Origin of the sequence: Flavobacterium lotistagni (assembly GCF_011392125.1) — a bacterium.
GTDB lineage: Bacteria > Bacteroidota > Bacteroidia > Flavobacteriales > Flavobacteriaceae > Flavobacterium > Flavobacterium lotistagni.
This window is the reverse complement of sequence record NZ_JAAJBU010000006.1, coordinates 13,010-37,387: the sequence shown is the minus strand read 5'-3', so window position 1 is coordinate 37,387 and position 24,378 is coordinate 13,010. Positions and strand designations below refer to the sequence as shown.

Here is a 24,378-nt window from a genome sequence, read left to right as displayed (position 1 = left end):
ACGATAGAAGAATTAAGTTTTCTGGGGTTTTTTTCGCGCTGCCGGAAACAATACATTATTAAGGATGAGCCTAAATCCGGGCGAATTTGGGTGCAAGTCTAGAACAGTAGGTTCGTCACCTACGCGGTGCTGGTAATCTTCAGGGTCGTGTCCGCCGAAGAAAGTAAAAAAGCCTTTGCCTTTCTGACCGTGAATGTAGCGCGCTTCATCGTTGAGTTCGCATTTGCCTAAAGTCAGTACACTGGATTTCACCAACTCCGAATCAAAGGAAGTCGTTTGCCCCATAAATCCTTTAACCAATTGGGTGTGGTTCTGGCATAACATACTCGGAATCACATCCCATTTTGCCGAGAATTCCATGAGTGTAAAATAGTCTTTTTCAAACGGTATTTTGCGTTTCTCGGTCATGTCGATGTCTGAAAACTCGTAATGTTCGGGTCTTCTGTCGAGAATGAAATCCTTGAAAGCGAAACTTCGGTTATAATCAATTTTTGACTGGTAATTGGGCTCGCTCGGATCGCCATCGAACATGGTCTCACAGATATCAACGCCTTCGGCAGCCAGCGCAATATCAAAACTGTCCGTGGCAGAACACATTGCAAACATGAATCCGCCGCCAATCACAAAGTCACGGATTTTTTTGGCTACAGCTAGTTTTTCTTCGGATACTTTAGCATAACCTAGTTGGGTTGCCAGTGCTTCAGAGTCCTTTTTCTGATCGATGTACCATGGCGCGTTGCGGTAGGAACCAAAAAACTTTCCGTATTGGCCCGTGAAATCTTCGTGGTGCAGGTGCAGCCAATCATATAATACCAATTGGTCGCTAAGCACTTCCTGATCGTAAACTGGCGTGAACGGAATTTCGGCATAGGTCAATACCATTGTTACTGCGTCGTCCCAGGGTTGTTTACCTTTTGGGGTATAAACGGCAATTTTCGGCGCTTTTTCCAGTACCACAGTTTCCATATTTTGCGACGGACTTGAAATATCTTCCAAAATCTGGTTGGCCTCAGCATCCGAAATCGGTTCGAAACTTACCCCGCGAATCTGACATTCTTTGCGAATTTCGGGTGCATCTGGCAGCAAGAACGAACCGCCGCGGTAATTGAGCAGCCAACTCGCTTTGTATTGTTTGTCGAGGCACCAATAAGTAATTCCGTATGCTTTGAGGTGGTTTTTTTGCGAAGTTTCGTCCATTGGCAATAGGATAAAACTGGCTCGAATGGATATCGATAAGAATAAAATGAATAGGGTAAAAAGTGACTTCACTGACATGTTCTCGCTGCTGATTGTTATTTGATTAGGCCAAAGATAACTGAATTTCTGTGAAGATAAATATAAAAAACTTCGCGCCTTTGCGTCTTGGCGAGATCATAAAAAACACGCACGCAAAGACCACAAAGGCGCCAAGCCAAAATCAGTTGGGATTTATTTAAAACGGTACATCACTGTCATCGTTTGAGGTGTTCAGGTTGCTGCCAAAAGCTTCATTGGGCGAAGGTAAATTTTTGGTTACAAACGGATTGTCATCATGGTTCATTTTAGACGGAAGGTCGTCGTATGCACCGCCGTAATCGTCGAGGTTGTCGAATTTTCCGAGGCTTCCGATGAATTTCAACCGTACATTTTCAAGTGAACCGTTACGGTGCTTGGCAATGATGAATTCGGCTTGGCCCTGCGTCGGGGTTTGTTCTTCGTCGTCCCACTCGTCGATTTTGTAGTATTCCGGACGGTAAATAAATGAAACGATATCGGCATCCTGCTCAATCGCTCCAGATTCACGAAGATCGGAAAGTAATGGTCTTTTGCTAGAACCACGCGTTTCGACGGCACGCGACAACTGCGAAAGCGCAATCACCGGAACATTGAGTTCTTTGGCCAATGCCTTGAGGTTTCGCGAAATGGTTGAGATTTCCTGCTCTCGGTTTCCGCCACCTTTTCCGGCACTGTTTCCGGCGGTCATGAGTTGTAAGTAGTCGATGATAATCAGTTTAATACCGTGTTGCGATGACAGACGTCTGGCCTTGGCTCGCAAATCGAAAATCGAAAGCGATGGTGTATCGTCGATGTATAAAGGTGCTTTTTCTAGGTTTTTTACCTTAATCGAAAGCTGTTCCCATTCGTGTTTTTCGAGTTTTCCGGTACGCAGTTTCTCCGACGACAACCCGGTTTCTGACGAAATCAGACGCGTGATGAGCTGTACCGACGACATCTCTAAAGAAAATACCGCAACAGGCTGATTGAAGTCGATAGCAATGTTTCGGGCCATCGAAAGCACGAAAGCAGTTTTACCCATACCCGGACGTGCCGCAATGATAATCAAATCTGAGGGTTGCCAGCCCGAAGTGACTTGGTCGAGCTTCTCAAAGCCGGTGGCAATTCCCGATAAACCTTCTTTTCCGGCGATTTCCTCAATGCGTTTTTTGGCTTGAATTACAAGGCTTTGTGCAGTTTCTGAGCTTCTTTTGATGTTGCCCTGAGTCACTTCGTATAATCTGGATTCGGCTTTGTCGAGCAAATCAAATACGTCGGTGGTTTCGTCGTAAGATTCTTCGATGATTTCCGAAGAAATTTTAATCAAACTGCGCTGGATGTATTTCTGTAAAATAATCCTAGAGTGGAATTCGATGTGCGCCGAAGACGAAATTTTCTGCGTGAGCTGGATCAGGTAAAAATCCCCACCGGCCAATTCGAGTTTTGCGTTCTTTTTGAGTTGGGCCGATACGGTCAAAAGGTCGATCGGTTGGGTATCGGTGAATAACTGAACAATCGCTTCGAAAATATACTTGTGGGCGTCTTTGTAAAATGCGTCGGGTTGCAGAATATCAATGACTTCATCGACTCCTTTTTTGTCAATCATCATCGCGCCCAAAACGGCTTCTTCGAGTTCGAGAACCTGTGGTGGCAGCTTGCCTTTTTCCAGATTGATGATGGTCGCTTTATCGACTCTAACGGGGTTGATATTTCTGAAATTTTCCATGTTGCGAATGTAGTTTAAAAATAAAAAAATCAGACCCAGAGTTATAAATGATAACTGTTGATAAAAACTTTTATTTTGTTTATAAAGACAAAAAAATCCGAAACCATTGGGCTCCGGATTAGGGGTAAAAATGTAAGATTATACGCTTTACTCTTTGAACTCGCCCATTTTGCTGTACTTGTCCATACGTTGCGCTACAAGTTCCTCTGTTGATAAATCTTTGAGTTCGTTGTAGGCTTTCATGATGTACTGCTGCACGGTTCTAAAAGTGGTTTCTTTATCGTAGTGCGCGCCGCCCAGTGGTTCCGGGATAATATCGTCTACCAGCTTTTGTTTTTTCATGTCGGCCGAGGTCAGTTTAAGTGCTTCTGCCGCTTGTTCTTTGTATTCCCAACTTTTCCACAAAATCGAAGAACACGATTCAGGAGAAATCACCGAATACCAAGTATTTTCCATCATCAAAACGCGGTCTCCCACGCCAATGCCGAGGGCACCACCTGAAGCCCCTTCGCCCACGATGATACAAATAATCGGCACTTTCAGGCGCGACATTTCAAATATGTTTCTGGCAATGGCTTCACCTTGTCCGCGCTCTTCGGCTTCTAGCCCAGGATAAGCGCCCGGCGTATCGATGAAAGTAACGACTGGAATGTTGAATTTTTCGGCCATTTTCATCAATCGCAACGCTTTTCTGTAACCTTCCGGATTGGCCATCCCGAAGTTGCGCAACTGGCGCATTTTGGTGTTGATTCCTTTTTGCTGGCCGATCAGCATGAACGATTGCCCTTCGATTTTACCGAGTCCGCCGACCATGGCTTTGTCGTCTTTGAAATTGCGGTCTCCGAAAAGTTCCAAGAACGTGCCTTTGGTCAGGTTCGTGATGTGCTCCAGCGTATAAGGACGGTTCGGGTGACGCGAAAGCTGCACACGCTGCCAAGCCGTTAGGTTTTTGTATATTTTGCGTTTGGTTTCTTCTAGTTTTTTCTCGATTTGTTTGCAAGTCGCCGTCACGTCAACGTTTGATTCTGCGCCGATGATTTGGCATTTGTCTAACTGGTCTTCCAGTTCTTTTATGGGAAGCTCAAAATCTAAATATTCCATAGGATTTGTGCGTTTTTATATCATAGTTTAGCTCGCAAAGATAAAATATAATCTTAGGTACAAAAGCAATTTTGTGATTTTAGTTGTGAACAGAAAGGGTTGTTGGTTGATGGTTGTGGGTTGTTAGTTTTTGTGGGCGTTTCCCTGCGGGCCGGGCTTTTCGCTGCTAGTCCTCGCTGCGCTGTGGGCTATCCGCTACAATCCCTAACGCGGCTTTACGGAAATCTGAGGGGCCAATCTACCACAATGATACTTATCACAAATTTTTGCGCCTTTGCGTCTTGACGTGAGTTTTTTTAATTTCTCGCACCCGAGCGAAGCGAACTGACGAAGTAAAGCCGCAGAGGCGCAAAGTTTAGGTCGTTTAAAATTCAGATGCACATTTAAAATAAAGCTAAATGGCTCAAGCCCAGATTGGGTTCTTGATTTTCACTAATTTCCTAGCCCTGATGATTTGATATTAAGAGGAGGAAGTCCAGTGGACTTCAGGTATAAGGCGTGATTTTCGTTTTGAAACAATTATTCTTGATTTTCACTAATGCCCTAGCCCTGATGGAAGTGGAAAACCTTTGGTGCTGGGGTTCAGCGACAAAGTTTGGGAGCGCACAGCAGGTTCCCGGCTCCTAAAAAAATTAATTTTTATCGCGCGTATATTTCAACCAGCCATTCAGAATGACCGTGACCAGAATAATCACCGCGCCAATATAGAATTGTGTGCTCATTTTTTCTTTTTCGCCAAAGACGATGACCGCCAGGATAATGCCGTAAATCGGTTCCAGGTTGATGGTCAGCATCACGGTGTACGGGCTTAAAAACTTCATCACTTTGACCGAGGCAATGAACGCGTAGGCTGTGCAGAACGAACTCAGAATAGCTAAGTAAAACCAATCGTTGGCGCTCACCTGAAAAAACTTCGCATCGAAACTTTGTGTCATGGCCAGCAGTAAAGTAAAGAACAAAACCCCGCCGATGAGTTCGTAAAAAGAAATGGTTGTCGGATTGTAAGTTTTGGCAAACCGGCTGTTGATGACCGCAAAAGTAGCCGAAAGGAACGCGCTGCTCAAGGCCAGCAGAATACCTTCCAGATAATGACTTTCGACTCGAAAAATTAGGCAAAGCCCGCCAATGACGATGAGCCCGAAAAAAACTTCGTACCAAACGATTTTCGTTCTGAGCCAAATGGGTTCTATGAATGAGGTGAAAAATGCGCCCGTAGACAAACACGCCAACGTGACCGATACGTTCGACACTTTAATGGCCCTAAAAAATGTAAACCAATGCAAGGCGATGACAATTCCGGCAACCAACAATTGAAGCAGTACTTTCCTGGGAAGCCGCAGCGGGATTTTCTGCTGCCAGATATACAGCGCGATAAAAACAACAGCCAAAGCCATTCGGTACCAAACCAGCGGCAAAGCATCTAACGAAATTAGGGCGCCCAGCACAGCGGTAAAACCCCAAACGAAAACGATCAGGTGCAAGTGCAAATAACTCTTGAGGTTATCGCTTAGCACGGCGCAAAAGGTAAATAGCTAAAATACCGAAAACAACGTTCGGAATCCAAACGGCAATCAGTGGAGGCATGCTCGATTTTTCGGCCAGTACGCCAAAGATTTTGTCGAAAAACACAAAGGCAAAAGCGAGCAAAATACCAACAGCGAGATTCATTCCCATGCCACCGCGGCGTTTCATTGACGATACCGCAACGGCAATAATAGTTAGGATAAAAGCAGAAACCGGAATGCTGTATTTTTTGTATAAAACCACCAAATAAGTATTGATGTTTCCAGAACCTCGTTTGCGTTCTTTCTCGATAAAGTCAACCAAATCAAAGAAAGTCAAAGTTTCGGCTATATATATGGTTGGTGTTAAATCTTCAAGTTCGAAGTTAAAATCCATGGTTTTTTTCTCGGCACTTTCGAGTTGGTCATCGAGTGGCCCGACGGTGCGTTTGGTGTAGCCATAAAGTTCGTAAACTTTTTGCTGGGCATTCCACCGAATTCGGTTCGCCGAAATTTTATATTCGAGTTGGTCGCCCTTGAATTTTTCGAGCGTGAAATTGAACGCCGTTTGCGACAAAGTATTGAAGTTGCTCACATAAATAAACTCATCGTCGCTAATTTGCCGGTATACGTCGGTGTTGTCGCGCATTTCCTCTCGGCCGTTTCCAATCAGGTACATATACCGGAACGACTTGAAGCCTTCGCTGGCTTTCGGAACCAGGAAAAATCCCATAATTAGTGAAAACAACGAAACGATTGTCGCGCCGATAATATAAGGCCTCAGAAAGCGCGTGAACGAAATCCCCGAACTTAAAATCGCAATAATCTCCGTATTGTTGGCCAGTTTGGAAGTAAACCAAATGACCGACAGAAACAAGAAAATCGGAAACAGCAAATTGGCAAAGTAAATCACGAAATCTACATAATACAACGCAATCTTCCCGAAAGGCACTTTGTTCTCGAGCATGCGGTTGATTTTTTCCGAAACGTCGATTACAATCCCGATAGGAATAAACAACAACAGCATCACCGAGAACGTGGCGAGGTATCTTTTGAGGATGTATTTGTCAATGATTGATAGCATGGTTATCGGTTGTCAGTCGTCGGTTTTCAGTCGTCAGTCTTCGGTCGTGAGTTCTTGGCCAAATCCATCAACCATCAACCATCAACCAACAACTATTATAATCTCTGGCTCATATTTTTCACCATCATTTCTTTCCACGGCCTAAAATCTCCGGCTAAGATATGTTTTCTGGCCTCACGAACCAACCACATATAAAAACCGAGGTTGTGGATCGTGGCGATTTGTTTGCCGAGATATTCATTCGCAGCGAACAAATGGCGCAAGTAAGCTTTGGTATATTCGGTATCTACGAAGGTATGGCCCATTTCATCGAGTGGCGAAAAATCGGCTTCCCATTTTTTGTTTTTGATGTTAATCGTTCCGTTGGCGGTGAACAACATTCCGTTTCTGGCGTTTCTGGTCGGCATCACACAATCGAACATATCGACACCTAAGGCAATATTTTCCAGAATATTGATTGGCGTTCCGACACCCATCAAATAACGCGGTTTGTCTTGTGGCAAAATGTCGCAAACCACTTCGGTCATGGCATACATTTCTTCGGCCGGTTCGCCTACTGATAAACCTCCGATGGCATTTCCGACTTGGTTGGTTCCGGCAATATATTCCGCCGATTGAATTCTTAGCTCTTTATAAGTACTGCCTTGCACAATCGGGAAAAAGTTCTGCTCATAACCATATTTTACAGGCGTTTTGGCCAAATGCGCAATACAACGCTCCAACCAGCGGTGTGTCATGTGCATCGAACGTCTGGCATAATGAAAATCGCAAGGGTAGGGCGTACACTCGTCAAAAGCCATGATGATATCGGCTCCAATCGTGCGCTGGATTTCCATCACATTCTCGGGTGTAAAAAAATGAATCGAACCGTCAATATGCGATTTGAATTTCACGCCTTCTTCCTTGATTTTGCGGTTGGCCGAAAGCGAATACACTTGGTAGCCGCCGGAATCTGTCAGGATGTTTCTGTCCCAATTCATGAATTTGTGCAAACCGCCGGCTTTCTCGAGAATATCGGTTTGCGGACGCAGGTATAAATGATAGGTATTTCCTAAAATAATATCGGGGTTGATTTCTTCTTTAAGTTCTCTTTGGTGTACTCCTTTAACCGAAGCCACGGTGCCCACTGGCATAAAAATCGGGGTTTCAATCACGCCGTGATCGGTGGTAATTTTGCCCGCGCGCGCCTTAGATTGCGGGTCTCGCTGTAGTAATTCAAATTGCATATCGGCCTTTTTCAGTCGGCAAAGATAGCAGATTTAGGCTGTGAAATCATAGGATTTTAAGATTTTAAGACCGTAAGATTATAGGATAAATCAGATCGTCATTCATCACACAATCCTAAAATCCTACAGTCTTATAGTCTGGTTTTGGGCGTGCCCACAAGGGTCGGGCTATTCGTTGCAATCTTTTTAGAATTTCGCCTACGCTGTGCTACGTCGCAATCCTAAAAAGGATTTTCACTGCTATCCCTCACGCAACAATTGAAAACGGGAATAGCTTTTATCTTTATCCTAGACATACAGCCAATGCCGAATGTCCACTGGACATTTATTCCGCTGCGCTACATACAGTTCGGCTTCGCCTTGGGTCTCCTCTTAATATCTACCCGAGGCATTTGATATTAAGAAAATCATTAACTCGAAGCTAAATCTCACGTAAACTTGGAAATACAAATAACTTATGTTGGCCCGTGAACTTGCTGAAACACTCGGACTTTATTTGTCATTAATCTAAATCAGTATTATCGGCAAGCATTCATCGTAGGGTTTTATTGACTACATTTGTTTGTCTCTAATAAAAATGGTTTTCATGCGGCAGATTATAGCAGGAACTTTATTGGTGCTTTACCTTTTTTCAACCACTGAGTTACATCAGTTCTTGAAATTCCCTGCTTTGGTCACCCATTTTGCCGAACACCACCAAGACAACCCGAAACTATCGCTCTGGCAATTTCTTTGTGTCCATTACGCTCACGGCGATGTCATGGATGCCGACCGCGACAAAGACCTGAAGTTACCGTTCAAAAGCTTCGACAATTGCAACAACACCAACTTGATTTCCTTATTGCCCGAATTGAAATTTTCCTTGGTCGAATTTTTCAGTCCGGAAACTACTATAGAACTTCCCAATTATTACTCTTCGTTTTTAGGTGCTTCCTATCTCGATTCAATTTGGCAACCGCCCAAGCAGGTTTAAATTAATTTTTGTTTCCATCCCAAACCGTTACGATTTGTAGCAGTTTGGATGCTATGCATTATTTTAATTTAAACTGATATTTATGCTAAATAAAATCATTGGGTTTTCTATCCAGAATAAACTCATTATTGGCCTATTCATGGTCGCTTTGATTGGGCTGGGAGTATACCAAACCACCCAACTTCCCATTGATGCCGTGCCTGACATCACCGACAATCAGGTACAAATTATTACTATTGCGCCGTCATTTGGTGCTACCGACATTGAACGTTTGGTCACTTTTCCCATTGAGCAGGCCAACAGCAACATTTCGGGTATCAAAGAAATCCGCAGTTTTTCGCGCTTCGGACTTTCACTAGTTACAATTGTTTTTAACGATGCGACCGATATTTACTGGGCGCGCCAGCAAGTGGCCGAACGGTTACAAAAAGTACAAACCGAAATTCCGCAAGGCATCGGAACGCCGGAGCTTGGCCCAGTAACTACTGGTTTGGGCGAAATATACCAATACGTGGTCCGTCCGGAGAAAGGATTTGAAAAAAAATACGATGCCACCGAGCTTCGCACCATTCAAGACTGGATTGTGCGCCGGCAACTGCTTGGTGTGAAAGGCGTGGCCGAGGTCAGTAGCTTTGGCGGCAAGCTCAAACAATATGAAATTGCGGTACATCCGAACAAATTACAATCCTATGGGCTCACCATTGCCGATGTGTTTTCAGCCTTAGAAAAAAACAACCAAAATACCGGTGGTTCTTATATCGAGAAAGGCGCGACTTCACTCTTCATTAGAAGCGAAGGATTGATTGGCAGTATTGAAGACCTCGAGAATATCGCCATTCAATCAACACCATCCGGACTGCCTTTATTGCTGCGCGATGTGGCTGAAATCAAAATCGGACATGCCACGCGTTTTGGTGCCCTATGCTACAACGATCAAGGCGAAGTAGCCGGCGCAGTGGTGATGATGCTCAAAGGTGCCAACAGCAGCGAAGTCATCAAAAACGTCAAAGAACGAATTGCCCAAATCCAAAAAACCTTGCCTCAAGGTGTCATCATCGAACCGTTTCTAGACCGCACCAAAATGGTTAACAACGCCATTGGAACTGTAGAGAAAAATTTGCTCGAAGGCGCTTTGATTGTGATTTTCGTTTTGGTTTTGTTCCTTGGTAATTTCAGGGCTGGTTTGCTCGTTGCTTCGGTGATTCCGCTGGCGATGCTCTTTGCAATTATCCTAATGAATTTCTTTGGTGTGAGCGGCAACTTGATGAGTCTTGGTGCACTCGATTTTGGGCTGATTGTCGATGGTGCGGTGATTATTGTAGAAGCGGTGATGCACCAACTCACGCACAGTAAAAAATTCACAACAGTAAGCGCTTTGTCTCAAAGGCAAATGGATGGCGAAGTTAAAAATTCTGCCAGCAAAATGATGAACAGTGCCGTTTTCGGGCAAATCATCATCCTGATTGTGTATTTGCCGATTTTCACTTTGGAAGGTATCGAAGGAAAAATGTTCCAACCGATGGCGCAGACCGTTGCATTTGCTTTATTGGGCGCATTCTTGCTTTCGCTGACTTATATCCCGATGATGAGCGCGCTTTTCCTCGATAAGAAAATCAAGCACGAACCCAATTTCTCAGACAAAATGATGAATCAATTGGAACGGAAATACCAGCACTGGCTTCAAAAAGTTTTGGGTTTTCCAAAAGCAACTATTGCTGCTGTTTTGGGCCTGTTCGTTTTTGCGGTGATTTTGCTTTCAAACCTTGGTGGCGAGTTCATTCCGGCACTTGAAGAAGGTGATTTTGCCGTTGATACGCGCGTGCTTACGGGAAGCAATTTGAATACTACTATCGAAAATACCCAAAAAGCGGCTTATATTCTAAAAAGTCGTTTTCCCGAAGTAGAAAAAGTGGTGACAAAAATCGGAAGCGGTGAAGTTCCGACCGACCCGATGCCCATGGAAGCCGCCGATATGATGGTGATTATGAAAGACAAAAGCCAGTGGACTTCCGCGCACAGTTTCAACGAAATGGCGGCCAAAATGGGAAAATCGCTAGAAGAAGTTCCCGGCATTACTGCAGGTTTTCAATATCCGGTACAGATGCGTTTCAACGAACTGATGACTGGCGCACGACAAGATGTGGTCTGTAAAATATTCGGTGAAGATTTAGATACGTTAGCCGTTTATGCTGAGAAGTTAGGCCGAATAGTGGGTTCCGTCGAAGGTACACAGAATTTGTTTGTGGAACCTGTGACCGGAATTCCGCAAGTGGTGATTGCTTACAACCGTCCGATTCTGGCACAATATCATTTGAATATCGATGAAGTGAACAAAATAGTCAATACCGCTTTTGCCGGCCAAAGCACAGGGCTGGTATTCGAAGGTGAGAAGCGTTTTGATTTGATGGTTCGCCTGGATATTGACCAACGCAAAGACCTCGAAGATGTACAAAACTTATTGATTCCAACGCCGATTGGTACCCAAGTTCCGCTTTCACAATTGGCTGAGGTGAGCATCAAAAACGGGCCGAACCAAATCCAGCGCGAAGATGCCAAACGCCGCATTGTGGTCGGGTTCAATGTCAGAGGCCGTGATGTGCAAAGTATTGTGGGCGAGTTGCAAGCCAAGGCAGAAAAGCAGATTAAATGGCCGGCGGGCTATTACGTAACTTATGGTGGTGCATTTGAAAATTTGAACCAAGCCAAAGACCGGTTGATGATTGCCGTTCCAATTTCGCTTTTGCTGATTTTCCTGCTGTTGTTTTTCGCTTTTAATTCGGTCAAACAAGGCTTGCTTATTTATTCTGCGATTCCGCTTTCTGCCATTGGCGGGATTTTCTTTCTGGCTTTGCGCGGTATGCCGTTCAGTATCAGCGCCGGAGTGGGCTTTATCGCTTTGTTCGGCGTGGCAGTGCTCAATGGCATCGTGCTGATTTCAGAGTTCAACCAATTAAAATCAGAAGGAATGAATGATTTGCACCGAATCGTTTTGATGGGCACCAAAGTGCGTTTGCGCCCGGTTTTGATGACCGCATTTGTGGCTTCATTAGGTTTTTTACCGATGGCGATTAGTAATGGCGCAGGAGCAGAGGTTCAACGTCCGTTAGCTACCGTAGTGATTGGCGGTTTGATGATTGCTACTTTTTTGACCTTGTTTGTTTTGCCAGTTTTGTATGTGGTTTCTGAGAAGGGAATTTCATTTTCAAATAAGAAAAATCTCGCTATTCTACTGGTGCTATTGGGCTTTTCGTTCACCGATGTCAATGCGCAAACTCCGATTAGTTTAGATAAAGCCATGGAAATCGCTTTGAAAAATAATGCATCGGTCAAAAGTGAAAGGTTAAAGGCCAATTATCAACAGCAACTAGTGAAAGCTTCGGTGAACATAGCACCGCTGAACCTCAATGGCGATTACGGGCAAATCAATAGTTATTACAATGACAATCGTGTCGGTGTTTCACAATCACTGAGTTTTCCGACGGTGTATCATCGGCAGAAACAACTCAGTCTTGAAGAAGCTAAATCTGCGAATCTGAATGTGACTTTACAGGAAACCGAACTCAAGAAAGATGTTGCCCTTACCTTTTACAACTTAATAGCTATTGACGAGAAAATGAAACTGCTCCGAAGAAGTGATACCATCTTTGTGAACTTTTCCCAGAAGTCTCAACTGCGTTTTGAAATGGGCGAAACCAATGTGTTGGAGAAAACCATGGCGCAAACCCAACGCGGGCATATCCAGATGCAGCTACTTGAGCTCTTGCAGGAAAAAGAACTTGTTAAAAGCAAATTCCAATGGCTGCTTAATGATGATGCGGATTGGATACCGACTTGGAAAGAACTAAAAATGAAGATGCTTGAAATTCCCGATAGTGCAACAGTAGAAAATCATCCCAATTTAAAACTGCTCGAACAACAAAAACAAACCCGTCTGATTGCCACTCAACTCGAAAAGTCACGATTGTTGCCCGGAATCACTTTAGGTTATAACAGCATGACCATTACCGGTACCGGCGCAGACAATGTGATTTACGACCGCAGTACCAGATTTCAGTCGGTACAATTCGGGCTTGGGATTCCGCTGCTCGGCGGTGCACAGAACGCCAGAATCAAAGCGTCAAAAATTATCGAAACCATCAGCGCCAATGAGTACGAGAAAGAAAAAGGGCAATTCAGGCTCAGGTTCCAGAATGCTTGGTCGGCTTATAAAAATTCGGTTGAAAAACTCGCCTATTATGAGAAAACCGCGCTTCCCAATGCTCTCATTATTCAAAAAACAGCAGACAAGCAATTCAACAACGGCGCGATCAATTATCTGGATTGGGTGTTGCTGGTCAATGAAAGTATCGCGCTTCAAAACCAATATATCGATGCCGTTTCAGGCCACAACCAAAACCTAATCGAGTTGCAATATCTTACTTCAAAACTTTAACTCATGAAAAATACTTCGATATTCTTATTCATCCTTTTGACGCTTTTTGGCTGCCAGTCCAAACAGGAAAATGCAGCCCAAAAGACGGAAACCAGAACAGAAAACACCGTCAATCTGACCGATGCCCAACTCAGCAATATTGATTTGCAAATAGGGCAGTTGCAGAAAAAAGCCCTTTCATCTACTTTAAAACTAAGCGGACAAATCGATGTGCCGCCGCAAAATATCGTTTCGGTTAGTATGCCGCTCGGTGGTTATCTTAAAGCCACGCGGTTGCTCCCGGGAATGCCCGTCAGGAAAGGTGAAATCATTGCCACTATGGAAGACCAGCAATACATTCAACTCCAGCAAGAATACCTGATGACCAAATCCAAATTATTTTACGCCGAGAAAGAATTCGAGCGCCAACGTGAACTTAATGCCAGTCAGGCCAGCAGCGACAAAGTCTATCAAATGGCCGATGCCGAATACCAAACCCTGCGGATTACCTTGAACGCTTTGTCTGAAAAACTCAGGCTAATTCATATCAACCCGGCGGCACTTTCTGAGAAAACCATTTCCAAGAGCGTCAACATTTATTCGCCTATTAACGGTTTTGTGTCGAAGGTCGATGTCAATATCGGCAAATATGTCAATCCGGCCGATGTGCTGTTTGAACTCATTAACCCGAGCGATATTCACCTGAATCTTAAAGTATTCGAGAAAGACGTAATGCAACTCGCCATAGGACAGCAACTCATGGCTTACACTAATAATAATCCACAAAAGAAATATCCGTGCGAGATTATCTTGATTAGTAAAGACATTTCGGCCCAAGAGCATAGCGCTGAGGTGCATAGCCATTTCGAAAAGTACGACAAAATCTTGCTGCCGGGCATGTATATGAACGCAATTGTCGAAACCAAACAGCAGCAAGTTTTAGCGTTACCCAAAGAAGCGGTTCTTGATTTCGAAGGGAAAAGTTATGTGTTTGTCTCCCAAAATAAGCACCAATACAAAATGGTTGAAGTCAGCACAGGAATAACTGAAAATGGTTTTGTTGCAATTATTGACACTGAGAATCTTCAAGGCCAAAATATTGTCATCAAAGAAGCATATACTTTGCTGATGAAGCTCAAGAACAAAGCCGACGAGTAAGCGATTTAGTTGTTCAATTTAAAAAGTCCGGATTTTTTCGGGCTTTTTTCGTTTTTATTTTTGGTACTGGATTAGGTATCTTTAGCTTTGGTTTGAAAACGAAACTGCAATCCTGACGAAAGACCCTAGCCCTGATCGCAGTGGCAGCCCGCAGCAAAGCGAGGACTATAGCGAAGAGCAGGTTCCTGGCTCCAAACTATGAACTCAAAACTAAAAAAGCCTATATTTGAAACAATGATAGCACCGCACCACTACAATTTCAACCTCTTCAACAGCCTGATTCTCGGCGGTATCGTCCAAGGGTTAATTTTTGGTGCAGTGGTGGTGGGCTCAAAAAAATACCGCGCTCCGAGTACGATGCTGTTGGCTGCTTTAATAGTGATTTTTTCGCTCAACAACCTACAATATTACGTGGCCGATGCTCAAATTTTTCGTTTGCGTTATCTCTACGGTATTTCCTGGACGCCTTTGCAGTTGCTTATGGGGCCGTTGTTGCTTTTTTACGGGCTGAAGTTGCTCTATCCTGAAAAACCAATTGCGCGAAAGTTGGTCATCGGGTTATTACTGCCTTTTGCGCTGGGTTGGCTCGCAATCACTTACCTGAAAGCCACAAGAACCTATCTCGAAGCCAAAGCAGATTATTTGTTGCTGGAAGGAATACTAGAATTCGTGAGTAATTTCCTTGCCTTATATGCGATTGCAAGACTGTTGCTCGAAATCAGGAGCCTGCGAAATCAGGAGCAAACTTTTGTCGTTACAGAAGTTGGGCCCAAGTTGCGATGGTTCCGTAGAACGCTGCTGGTGTTTTTTGTTTTGTGTCTGGCTTGGCTCGCCGTTGTGGTTTTAATGGTGCTCAATGTGAACATTTATGGCCTTTGGTACATTATCTGGATTTCGCTCTCGGCCATGATTTACTGGATTGGTCATGTCGGAATTTATAAGTACGGCATCAACCAAGAAAGGAAAAAAATTCGCAGCCATACCTTAGACCGCAGCAGCGTTATTGTAGTTGCTGACAAGCCCAAAAGCGATCACTTGGAGTTATTCGAAAAACTGCTCGTGGAAAAGAAATATTTCCTCGACCCGGAACTTACTCTAGATAAAATCGCCGACGAGTTGGGGCTCAGTAAAAGCCATCTTTCGCGTTTAATCAACAACGAACTGCAAACTAGTTTTCCGGATTACATCAACCAACTGCGCATCAAGCAAGCGCAATATTTTTTGCGGCATCCGGATTTTTCCAATTATACTTTGGTTGCCATTGGGCTCGAAGCCGGCTTTGCTTCAAAAACAACTTTCAATAATACTTTCAAGAAAGTCACCGGAATGACGCCTTCGGAATACCGCAACGCACAAAATCGTTCTGCCGAGTCACTTTCGGAATCTTAAAAAATTCGCCCAATTTGTTCCGATAAACTGCAAACCGCAATATTCGGAACGCCTGTTTCTGTGGGCTCAGCTACTTTTACGCTGCCTTTCGAACTACCGCCTGTTTTTGCTATAACTGATTTGAGAACTTTAAATTCGTTATACTATGAAACAATTTTTACTTTTTATTTTCGCTTTGACTTCCTTGGTATTGTCGGCTCAAACCAACACTTTTACCGGTGCGATAGATACCAGTTGGAACAATCCAAACAACTGGAGTTTGTTGGCCTTGCCGAGCGGCACCAATAACGTTGTGATTCCCAACGGCACGACCGCAGTTTTGAATACCAGCGCCAATATCCAATCGATTCAGCTAGTTGGGACTGCGGTATTGGTCATGCAAGGTAATCTTTCTATTGCGGCGGCTTCTACTATCAGCGCATCATCAAGGCTTACTTGGAATGGCGGTTATCTAGACGGCGGCGGCACACTCAACAATCTCGGAACCATGCAACTATTGCCTGCTGGAGGAAAGCAGGTTCTTGGCGGCACTACCATCAACAATTCAGGAATCATTACTGAAGAAACCGACTGGGCCATCGAACTGGTAGACGGAACTTTGAATAACTTGGCTTCGGGTGTTATCGAACTTAAGAGTAGCCATAGTAACATCAACGCCAGTGGTACTGGATCGCACCTGTTGAACAACTTGGGCCTGATTAAAATGACCGGAACCGGAAATGTCACTATCAATGCCGAATTACACAATTCGGGTACCATCGCGGTGGAAAGTGGCACGTTGGTATTCAATAACCCGCAATCGGTTTTTACCGCCGGGGTTTATAATACTTCAGTTGGCACAAACCTGATTTGGAGTTCGACACAAACCCTTTCAGGAATGCTGACCGGAAATAATGCAGGGGAAATCCACTGGGCAGGGACAATGAACGTACCGGTGGCGGCCACGTTTAATTTTACTGGCAACGGGCTGTTCAATTGGGGCAACGGGCGCCTGACCGGCGGCGGAGTTTTGAACAACCCGGGATTACTTTCCTTGACTGGCGCTTACTACGGCGATAAATACATTGAAAACGGTACTACTTTAAACAATACCGGAACGATACAAATCTCGACAGATTGGTCGCTCAACATTACCGACGGCACCCTCAACAACTTGGCGTCGGGCGTCATTGATTTTAATATTTCACAAGTGCAACTAACCGGAACCGGAACCGGGAGCCACATTCTGAATAATGCTGGGTTGATTAAAAAGACAATTGGTTTAGGCGGCGCTTCCATTTTAGCCGAGCTTCATAACACCGGAACTATCTCGGTGGAATCGGGCAATATTTTTATTGGCAATAGTTTGTCGACGCTGGAGGGTGGAACTTATAACGTGGCCTCAGGATCATACCTTTTCAATTCGCAAACGGTCACTTGTTCGGGTACATTGACTGGTTTGGTAAACGGCGGCATCAACTGGACTTCAGACATCAACGTTCCGGTGGCAGCAACGTTCGATTTTTCTGGAAATGGAATCATCAACTGGGCTGCGGGTGCGATTAAAGGCGGCGGTACGCTTACCAATCTAGGTGTTTTTGAATGGTCACCGGGTTGGGTTGGGAACCGCTTTATTTCGGAATCCACGACATTGCTCAACTTGAATACGATTAAAGTTACCTCCGATCAAACCGTGGTAATGAATGGCGGAACCATTAACAATGCAGCCAATGCGCTATTCGATATTTATAATCCGGGTGGATTGAACAACGGAACTGGCAGCAACACATTCAACAATTTCGGAACCTTGAAAAAAAGCACCAGCACCGGAACCTACGTTATGAATGTTCCGCTTAACAATACTGGGGCTATTGAAATTAATGCCGGAGCGATTGCTTTCAACGCTCTCAATAATACACTTTCCGGAAAGGTTTCAGGAACGGCCGCCATTCAATTGCCTAGTGGCGGAAGTTTTACCAATAACGGAACTTTTGCGCCGGGCGGCGAACCGGGAACGCTTACCGTGGTTGGGAGTTATGTTTCTACGCCCAGTACGCGTTTCAAAGTGCAGCTTTACGGCCTAACGCAAGGTTCTGAATATGATTCGATGCTGGTTCAAAGCAATGCCGTCTTCTCGGGAATCATTGAACCGGAATTGCATTTTGCGCCGGCCATTAATGACAGTTTTATTATCGCTACTACTTGGGGCACAATGACTTTAGTGAATATGGCATCTACGGTTACGGCAACGTTTTCAGGTTTCACTTATACTTTCAGCGTCAACGTGATTGATAACAACAAGTTGGTGTTGAAAGTTACTAACGCCACTTTGGCTTCGGATTCCTTTGAATCGACTCAGGCGCAAGTGGTTTTATGGCCGAATCCGGCGAATGAAGTTTTGTTTATCAGCAATCGAAGTGAGGTCACACTACATCGGGTTTTATTGATTGATTGTAGCGGAAGAGTAGTCAAGGATTTGCCACTCGCCAATATAATGGAACAGAAAATCAATATCGATGTGCCTTCAGGAAGCTATCTACTAAAAATTAGCACCGATGAAGGCGAATTGGTAAAGCATTTAATTGTTCGCTAATTTTATATTTTGAGACTGGAAATGCCCTGCTTCGGTGGGGCTTTTTTGCATTTAAGACGCCCATGATTTCGTGAATTTTGTTTGTAACATAAAAAGCAAATCGCTGACCCATGGGCCATTCAAAAAGAATAAAAATGCACACAAACTTTTTAAGAACGACTTTTCCCTACGGCCTTTTTATGGGGATTGGGTTTTGCTTTTACACGACCATCATGTGGCTGACTCATTTGGATTCTACCTATTTAAAGACAGGTCAGTATTTAGACATGCTCATTGTATTATGGCCGGTAGCGATTATTTTCTGGGCGATACGAAATGAGAATCAGCAATATCGAGTGACGTTAGCGCAAAGAATCGGTATTGCGCTATGGGTAGGAATGATTTCGTATTTGATTTATCAGCCTTATCTATACGCTTACCACAATTTTATCAATCCCGACTGGTTTTCGTATGTGTTGGATTTGAAAAAAACCGAACTCGAAGCCGCCGGTGAGCCCGCTGCTAAAATAACCTCAACATTGCAGGAAATGACCCAAAACAATCACCGACAGAATGTGGTATTCAAGCTCAGTACGTTGGTGCCGTCGGTTTTGATTTTGCCGACCCTTATTGCCTTGGTTTCGTTGGTTTTTATTCGAAGAAAGGTGAATTAAGAAGCGGTTGCTGGCCGATAAGTAGTATCTGGGCCGAATCGCGTGAGGGATGGCAGCGGTTGCCCACAGCGCAGCGCGCGAGGACATTAGCGTACAGCCCGACCCGCAGGGGCACGCCACAAAAAAAGATGAAAAAATTATCAGACCAATGCGTGAGAAAACCTCAGTTTTGACTTGCCGACCTGCGAAATAAGCCCTACTTTTGGGCAAATTTAATTACACCACAATATGGCTAACATCCAACAACTAAACAATTTGACCATTCAGGTCAGAAGGGATATTCTGCGTATGGTGCATGCAGTCAATTCAGGTCATCCGGGCGGTTCGCTGGGTTGTACCGAGTTTCTGGTGGCGCTTTATCAGGAAATCATGCACCGCAAACCCGGATTTGACATGGACGGAATTGGGGAAGATTTGTTTTTCCTTTCTAACGGACATATCTCGCCGGTTTTTTACAGCGTTTTGGCACGTTCAGGCTATTTTCCGGTATCGGAACTGGCTACTTTCAGACTGATCAATTCGCGTTTGCAAGGCCATCCGACCACGCATGAAGGGCTGCCCGGGGTTCGCGTAGCTTCTGGCTCATTAGGGCAAGGAATGTCGGTTGCCATTGGTGCGGCTCAGGCTAAAAAACTCAACAAAGACAACCATTTGGTGTATAGCCTTCACGGAGATGGTGAATTGCAGGAAGGACAGAATTGGGAAGCGATTATGTATGCTTCGGCGAAGAAAGTGGATAATTTGATTGCGACGGTCGATCTGAACGGAAAACAAATAGACGGAACTACTGATGAAGTTTTGTATATGGGCGATTTGCGTGCGAAGTTTGAAGCCTTCGATTGGGACGTGGTCGAAATTAAGAAAGGAAATGACATCGAGTCCATCCTCGCCGGAATGAGTGAGGCCAAGTCGAGAACCGGAAAAGGAAAGCCTGTTTGCGTTTTGTTGCATACCGAAATGGGCAATGGTGTCGATTTTATGATGTACAGCCACGCTTGGCACGGAAAGGCTCCGAACGATGCGCAACTTGAAGCGGCTTTGTCTCAAAACTATTGTGAAACGGAATCAGATTATTAATAAAGTGCTCAGCCATATGTAGTAAGCTACGAGCTTATTGCCTATAGCCTAAAGCTTACAGCAGAAAAAAATGAAAAAATACATTAATACAGGAAGCAAAGATACCCGTTCGGGTTTCGGCGCCGGAATGACCGAGTTGGGCAAAAAGAATGAAAATGTAGTGGCTTTATGCGCTGATTTGATTGGCTCACTCAAACTAGACGAGTTTATTAAAAATCATCCGGAGCGGTTTTTCCAGATTGGGATTGCTGAGGCGAACATGATTGGCATTGCTGCGGGTTTGACCATCGGCGGAAAAATTCCTTTCACGGGAACATTCGCGAATTTTTCGACAGGAAGGGTTTATGACCAAATTCGTCAGTCGGTAGCTTATTCGGATAAGAACGTAAAGATATGTGCTTCACATGCCGGGCTTACTTTGGGAGAAGATGGCGCAACACATCAAATTCTCGAAGATATCGGACTCATGAAAATGCTTCCTGGAATGACCGTCATTAACACTTGTGATTACAATCAGACTAAAGCAGCAACCATTGCTATTGCAGACCATCATGGTCCAGTTTATTTAAGGTTTGGTCGTCCGGTAGTTCCTAATTTTACTCCCGAGAACGGCACATTTGAAATCGGCAAAGCAGTGATGCTCAACGAAGGTTCGGACGTGACAATAGTAGCTACCGGACATTTGGTTTGGGAAGCGTTAATTGCCGCCGAAGCGCTCGAAGAAAAAGGAATTTCGGCAGAAGTAATTAACATTCATACGATAAAGCCGCTAGATGAAGAAGCTATTTTGAAGTCGTTGGCCAAAACCAAATGCATCGTCACCGCCGAAGAACACAACATCATTGGCGGTTTGGGCGAAAGTGTGGCCAGAGTACTGTCGTTAAACCACCCGGCTCCGCAAGAGTTTGTGGCAGTCAAAGACAGTTTCGGTGAGTCTGGAACACCTGAGCAACTGATGGAAAAATATGAACTCAATCACCTAGCCATTGTTGCCGCAGTGGATCGTGTAATGAAAAGAAAATAAAACGAGATTTATTGAAATAAAAATCCCTTCAGTTGTTGAAGGGATTTTTTGTTTTAAGGGTGTTGGTCGGCTTCGAGATAATCTGGAACGCCATTTTCGTTGCGGTCTATGTATGTAACACTTCCATCCTCATTTATTATTACTTCATATCTGGTGTAAAATCCATCACCATCATCATCGGTATCATATAAATTCTGAATATCGTCGCCATCGGTATCGTCGTTGGTAAAATCGCCGTCGTGGTTCAAATCTTCGTCGTTTGATTTGATTCCATCGGCATCTTGGTCACCTAATTTCACATCCAGTAATTTGAAGGTAAACATCAATGGAGAGTAGGAAGGAATCGTGACGCCACTGCTGCTCGATTGACCTCGGTTAAAGTAGCCAAAACCGGAAGGAATAAATATCACCCCGAAACCAAAATCAGTATAGCTTGTTGGCTGCCCTTCATTGGTTATTGAATTTCCAGTTTTAAAGAGTGGAAGTATTTCTCTCCAACCACGAATGGTAGTGTCTAGAAAAAAGTAATCAACCGGATTGGGTGTATATTCAAATAAAGTAGTGTTCAATGTGGTAATGGTTTCTTCGTTTTCTTCGCCCTCATTAATAACCTCAGTTTCGTAGCTTAAATAACTACCGCGATAAGAAGTTAAAACGCCGTCGGCTCGCGAAGGTGAAACGGACGAAGTATTGGAATTGTCTTCTCTTAATTTTAAATAATAAATTTCGTAGGTTTTTTCGTCAATCTCAAACGACTTTTTTAGCAATTTTGGATAACTTTCGCTTTCATACAAAGACATAATTGAAGGCAAAGTATTGGTCTCAGAAATTTTAGCGATTGTGACCTCGTCATCGGCTTCAATCTTAACAGAGTGAGTATTCAGATAGTCTTCAATGAGTGCCATATCATCTGCGTATTGCTCATCGAAATCACGGATTGGAACTTCATCTGCGCTGTCTGATTGATTACAAGAAAATATAACAGCAGTGCAACAGAAAAGAAAAAAATATAGTTTAAATTTGTTCATTAGTGCGGAATTTAAGCAGCGCAAGATACAATATTGATTTATTTTTGACGCCAATTTAACGCCTATTTTAAGAAAATTCATGAGAGTCGATAAATACCTTTGGTGTGTGCGCTATTACAAAACCAGAAATATGGTTACCGAAGCTTGCAAGAAAAACCAAGTAACCGTTAACGGGCATTTAGCCAAGCCGTCAAAAGAAGTTTTTGCTACCGATGAAATCTCTTTCCGCAAAGACCAAATTACATACAAAATATTGGTATTGGATATTCCACCGAATCGAGTCGGGGCCAAACTGGTGGATATCTATCGCAAAGATTTAACACCGCCTGAAGTTTTCCAGCATCTGGAAATGCTCAAACTATCCAAAGAACATTATCGAAAAACCGGAGATGGCCGACCTACCAAAAAAGACCGCCGTGATTTGGATGATTATGAAAATGAAGCCGACTGGAATTTAGATTAAAATTAAACCACACAAAAATGCACCACAGAATTTTAAACCACATCGAAATAGAGCATAAAATCCGCCGAATTGCTTATCAAATCTACGAAACTTTTGTAGCCGAAGATTCTGTTGTTTTGGCCGGGATATCTAAAAACGGTTATGTTTTAGCCGAAAAAATCAGCCGTGAATTGCAACAGATTTCGCCTTTGAATGTGTTGCTTTGCGAGGTTTTCATTGACAAACAAAATCCGAGTGCAACTATTACTACTTCACTGCCAAAAGAAGCATATAGCAATAAAGGGTTGGTACTTGTAGATGATGTGCTGAACTCAGGAACAACACTAGTTTATGGTGTAAAGCATTTTTTAGACGTGCCGCTTTCGAAATTTAAAACGGCTGTTTTAGTCGATCGAAATCATAAAAAATATCCGGTAAAAGCTGATTTTAAAGGCATATCTTTAAGCACTTCACTACAAGAACATGTGCATGTTGTTTTTGATGCTCAAGGTGATTATGCGGAATTAAACTAGTTGCTTCTGAATTTCTGAAACAATTTCTTCAGGTTTTTTTGTTTCAGTATTGATGGTGTAAGTGGCCTTGTGGTAAAAGTAGCTTCTTTCAAAAAGATGTTGGGCGATGAATTCTCGAAGTTTCTCGCCTTTTTTATTAGCAATGAGAGGTCTGGTTTTTTTTTCATTTTCCAACCTCTTACAAAGTATTATAAGCGGTGTTTGCAGATAGAACGACACTACGGAAGCACCATTGAGATATTGATCATTGCCAGCATAACAGGGTGTGCCACCACCAAGGCTCAGTACAAAAGATTCGGATGTTTCTATAAGCTCTTTGAACACTTGATGCTCGATTTTCCGAAAATGGATTTCGCCTTTGGTTTCGAAGATTTTCGATATTGATTTCTGCTCTTTTTTTTCGATCAACTCATCCAAATCATAGCATGAAATTCCGAGTTGCTCCGCCAATAATTTACCTATAACTGACTTTCCAGAAGCCATATAACCGAGCAAAATTATTTTCATATCTGCAATAAAACCTTATATATTAAGGCGTTAAAAGTAATTATTAAAAAAACCCAAATTTAAGGCAATTTTGCTTTGATAAATAAATAATAAGGCCTTATATTTGCACCCGCGTTAGAGAAATGACTTTTTGACTTGGTAGCTCAGTTGGTAGAGCACATCACTTTTAATGATGGGGTCCTGGGTTCGAGCCCCAGCCAGGTCACAAAATTTCAACAAAGCATAACTCTAACCAAGACTTGGTAGCTCAGTTGGTAGAGCACATCACTTTTAATGATGGGGTCCTGGGTTCGAGCCCCAGCCAGGTCACAAAAGTCGTTCAGCTTGAATGGCTTTTTTTATTTCGGCCACGTGGAGAAATTGGTAGACTCGCCATCTTGAGGGGGTGGTGTCGCAAGACGTGTCAGTTCGAATCTGATCGTGGTCACGAATGAATACTTTTAAAACAAAAAAACGCCAAGCTCGCTTGAGCGTTTTTTTGTTTTAAAAGTATTCTCAAAGCGGAGCTTTGAAGATGGCCGCAGGCAATCTGATCGTTGTCAGCCAAGCTCGCTTGAGCGTTTTTTTGTTTTAAAAGTATTCTCAAAGCGGAGCTTTGAAGATGGCCGCAGGCAATCTGATCGTGGTCACATTTACTTTGTCTGTTCGCTATCGCTCGGGCGATATTAAGAGGAGGCCCAAGAACGATAGGTCGAATTGTATGGAGCTTCAGCGGAAT

General features: G+C 43.7%; 18 protein-coding genes and 3 tRNA genes. 13 read left to right on the top strand and 8 right to left on the bottom strand.

Annotation, left to right across the window (positions count from 1 at the left end; all coding sequences use genetic code 11):
• Positions 1-12: 12 nt before the first annotated feature.
• From G4D82_RS08430 to tgt, 6 genes are all read right to left on the bottom strand, one after another.
• The gene (locus G4D82_RS08430; protein WP_166336587.1) at positions 13-1,275 is read right to left on the bottom strand and encodes an asparagine synthetase B; all 1,263 of its coding nucleotides are present in this window, start codon (positions 1,273-1,275) and stop codon (positions 13-15) included.
• A 157-nt stretch (positions 1,276-1,432) separates the two neighbouring features.
• Entirely contained in the window at positions 1,433-2,980 is a 1,548-nt protein-coding gene (gene dnaB / locus G4D82_RS08425) for a replicative DNA helicase (RefSeq protein WP_166336585.1), read from the bottom strand.
• Between the two features lie 147 nt (positions 2,981-3,127).
• Positions 3,128-4,081, bottom strand: coding sequence for an acetyl-CoA carboxylase carboxyltransferase subunit alpha (locus tag G4D82_RS08420; RefSeq protein ID WP_166336583.1), 954 nt, complete (start codon positions 4,079-4,081; stop codon positions 3,128-3,130).
• Positions 4,082-4,713: 632 nt separating this feature from the next.
• A complete protein-coding gene (locus G4D82_RS08415; protein WP_166336581.1) occupies positions 4,714-5,595 on the bottom strand; it encodes a DMT family transporter in 882 nt (293 codons plus the stop codon).
• Positions 5,582-6,667, bottom strand: coding sequence for an LptF/LptG family permease (locus G4D82_RS08410; protein WP_166336579.1), 1,086 nt, complete (start codon positions 6,665-6,667; stop codon positions 5,582-5,584). Before G4D82_RS08410 ends, G4D82_RS08415 begins: the two co-directional genes overlap by 14 nt.
• 95 nt (positions 6,668-6,762) lie before the next feature.
• Positions 6,763-7,893 carry a tRNA guanosine(34) transglycosylase Tgt gene (tgt, locus tag G4D82_RS08405; protein ID WP_166336577.1) on the bottom strand — a complete coding sequence of 377 codons (1,131 nt, stop codon included), beginning with the start codon at positions 7,891-7,893 and terminating at the stop codon, positions 6,763-6,765.
• Positions 7,894-8,479: 586 nt separating this feature from the next.
• Here tgt and G4D82_RS08400 point away from each other — a divergent pair.
• The 8 genes from G4D82_RS08400 (at position 8,480) to G4D82_RS08365 (ending at position 21,150) form a co-directional block, all read left to right on the top strand.
• Positions 8,480-8,866, top strand: a complete 387-nt coding sequence (locus tag G4D82_RS08400) for a hypothetical protein (protein ID WP_166336575.1) — start codon at positions 8,480-8,482, stop codon at positions 8,864-8,866.
• 82 nt (positions 8,867-8,948) lie between these two features.
• Complete coding sequence (locus G4D82_RS08395; protein ID WP_166336573.1) at positions 8,949-13,298, top strand: CusA/CzcA family heavy metal efflux RND transporter; 4,350 nt, start codon at positions 8,949-8,951, stop codon at positions 13,296-13,298.
• A 3-nt stretch (positions 13,299-13,301) separates the two neighbouring features.
• Positions 13,302-14,435, top strand: coding sequence for an efflux RND transporter periplasmic adaptor subunit (locus G4D82_RS08390; RefSeq protein WP_166336571.1), 1,134 nt, complete (start codon positions 13,302-13,304; stop codon positions 14,433-14,435).
• A gap of 198 nt (positions 14,436-14,633) precedes the next feature.
• Complete coding sequence (locus G4D82_RS08385) at positions 14,634-15,824, top strand: helix-turn-helix transcriptional regulator (protein WP_166336569.1); 1,191 nt, start codon at positions 14,634-14,636, stop codon at positions 15,822-15,824.
• Between the two features lie 145 nt (positions 15,825-15,969).
• Positions 15,970-18,396 (top strand): T9SS type A sorting domain-containing protein, encoded by a 2,427-nt coding sequence (locus G4D82_RS08380; RefSeq protein WP_166336567.1) that lies wholly within the window; start codon positions 15,970-15,972, stop codon positions 18,394-18,396.
• Positions 18,397-18,530: 134 nt separating this feature from the next.
• Complete coding sequence (locus G4D82_RS08375) at positions 18,531-19,049, top strand: DUF4199 domain-containing protein (RefSeq protein WP_166336565.1); 519 nt, start codon at positions 18,531-18,533, stop codon at positions 19,047-19,049.
• A 228-nt stretch (positions 19,050-19,277) separates the two neighbouring features.
• A complete protein-coding gene (locus G4D82_RS08370) occupies positions 19,278-20,126 on the top strand; it encodes a transketolase (RefSeq protein ID WP_166336563.1) in 849 nt (282 codons plus the stop codon).
• Between the two features lie 70 nt (positions 20,127-20,196).
• Positions 20,197-21,150 carry a transketolase family protein gene (locus G4D82_RS08365; protein ID WP_166336561.1) on the top strand — a complete coding sequence of 318 codons (954 nt, stop codon included), beginning with the start codon at positions 20,197-20,199 and terminating at the stop codon, positions 21,148-21,150.
• A gap of 53 nt (positions 21,151-21,203) precedes the next feature.
• On the opposite strand, the gene G4D82_RS08360 is transcribed toward G4D82_RS08365, so the two are convergent.
• On the bottom strand, positions 21,204-22,178 hold the full coding sequence (locus G4D82_RS08360) for an FKBP-type peptidyl-prolyl cis-trans isomerase (protein ID WP_166336559.1): 975 nt from the start codon (positions 22,176-22,178) through the stop codon (positions 21,204-21,206).
• Positions 22,179-22,257: 79 nt separating this feature from the next.
• Between G4D82_RS08360 and G4D82_RS08355 the strand changes: the two genes are divergently transcribed.
• Complete coding sequence (locus tag G4D82_RS08355; protein WP_166336557.1) at positions 22,258-22,641, top strand: RNA-binding S4 domain-containing protein; 384 nt, start codon at positions 22,258-22,260, stop codon at positions 22,639-22,641.
• 17 nt (positions 22,642-22,658) lie between these two features.
• The gene (locus G4D82_RS08350) at positions 22,659-23,153 is read left to right on the top strand and encodes a phosphoribosyltransferase family protein (RefSeq protein WP_166336556.1); all 495 of its coding nucleotides are present in this window, start codon (positions 22,659-22,661) and stop codon (positions 23,151-23,153) included.
• Here G4D82_RS08350 and G4D82_RS08345 read toward each other — a convergent pair.
• Positions 23,145-23,660, bottom strand: a complete 516-nt coding sequence (locus G4D82_RS08345) for a shikimate kinase (protein WP_166336554.1) — start codon at positions 23,658-23,660, stop codon at positions 23,145-23,147. The genes G4D82_RS08350 and G4D82_RS08345 overlap by 9 nt on opposite strands.
• 132 nt (positions 23,661-23,792) lie before the next feature.
• Between G4D82_RS08345 and G4D82_RS08340 the strand changes: the two genes are divergently transcribed.
• From G4D82_RS08340 to G4D82_RS08330, 3 genes are all read left to right on the top strand, one after another.
• A tRNA-Lys gene (locus G4D82_RS08340) sits at positions 23,793-23,865 on the top strand.
• 31 nt (positions 23,866-23,896) lie between these two features.
• Positions 23,897-23,969 (top strand) — tRNA-Lys (locus G4D82_RS08335).
• Between the two features lie 36 nt (positions 23,970-24,005).
• Positions 24,006-24,087 (top strand) — tRNA-Leu (locus G4D82_RS08330).
• Positions 24,088-24,378: the final 291 nt, after the last annotated feature.

Bases quoted from the DNA above. Each gene is read 5' to 3' on its own strand.
- G4D82_RS08430 (WP_166336587.1), bottom strand. From the start codon at position 1,275: ATGTCAGTGAAGTCACTTTTTACCCTATTCATTTTATTCTTATCGATA.
- dnaB (WP_166336585.1), bottom strand. From the start codon at position 2,980: ATGGAAAATTTCAGAAATATCAACCCCGTTAGAGTCGATAAAGCGACC.
- G4D82_RS08420 (WP_166336583.1), bottom strand. From the start codon at position 4,081: ATGGAATATTTAGATTTTGAGCTTCCCATAAAAGAACTGGAAGACCAG.
- G4D82_RS08410 (WP_166336579.1), bottom strand. From the start codon at position 6,667: ATGCTATCAATCATTGACAAATACATCCTCAAAAGATACCTCGCCACG.
- tgt (WP_166336577.1), bottom strand. From the start codon at position 7,893: ATGCAATTTGAATTACTACAGCGAGACCCGCAATCTAAGGCGCGCGCG.
- G4D82_RS08400 (WP_166336575.1), top strand. From the start codon at position 8,480: ATGCGGCAGATTATAGCAGGAACTTTATTGGTGCTTTACCTTTTTTCA.
- G4D82_RS08395 (WP_166336573.1), top strand. From the start codon at position 8,949: ATGCTAAATAAAATCATTGGGTTTTCTATCCAGAATAAACTCATTATT.
- G4D82_RS08390 (WP_166336571.1), top strand. From the start codon at position 13,302: ATGAAAAATACTTCGATATTCTTATTCATCCTTTTGACGCTTTTTGGC.
- G4D82_RS08385 (WP_166336569.1), top strand. From the start codon at position 14,634: ATGAACTCAAAACTAAAAAAGCCTATATTTGAAACAATGATAGCACCG.
- G4D82_RS08380 (WP_166336567.1), top strand. From the start codon at position 15,970: ATGAAACAATTTTTACTTTTTATTTTCGCTTTGACTTCCTTGGTATTG.
- G4D82_RS08375 (WP_166336565.1), top strand. From the start codon at position 18,531: ATGCACACAAACTTTTTAAGAACGACTTTTCCCTACGGCCTTTTTATG.
- G4D82_RS08370 (WP_166336563.1), top strand. From the start codon at position 19,278: ATGGCTAACATCCAACAACTAAACAATTTGACCATTCAGGTCAGAAGG.
- G4D82_RS08365 (WP_166336561.1), top strand. From the start codon at position 20,197: ATGAAAAAATACATTAATACAGGAAGCAAAGATACCCGTTCGGGTTTC.
- G4D82_RS08360 (WP_166336559.1), bottom strand. From the start codon at position 22,178: ATGAACAAATTTAAACTATATTTTTTTCTTTTCTGTTGCACTGCTGTT.
- G4D82_RS08355 (WP_166336557.1), top strand. From the start codon at position 22,258: ATGAGAGTCGATAAATACCTTTGGTGTGTGCGCTATTACAAAACCAGA.
- G4D82_RS08350 (WP_166336556.1), top strand. From the start codon at position 22,659: ATGCACCACAGAATTTTAAACCACATCGAAATAGAGCATAAAATCCGC.
- G4D82_RS08345 (WP_166336554.1), bottom strand. From the start codon at position 23,660: ATGAAAATAATTTTGCTCGGTTATATGGCTTCTGGAAAGTCAGTTATA.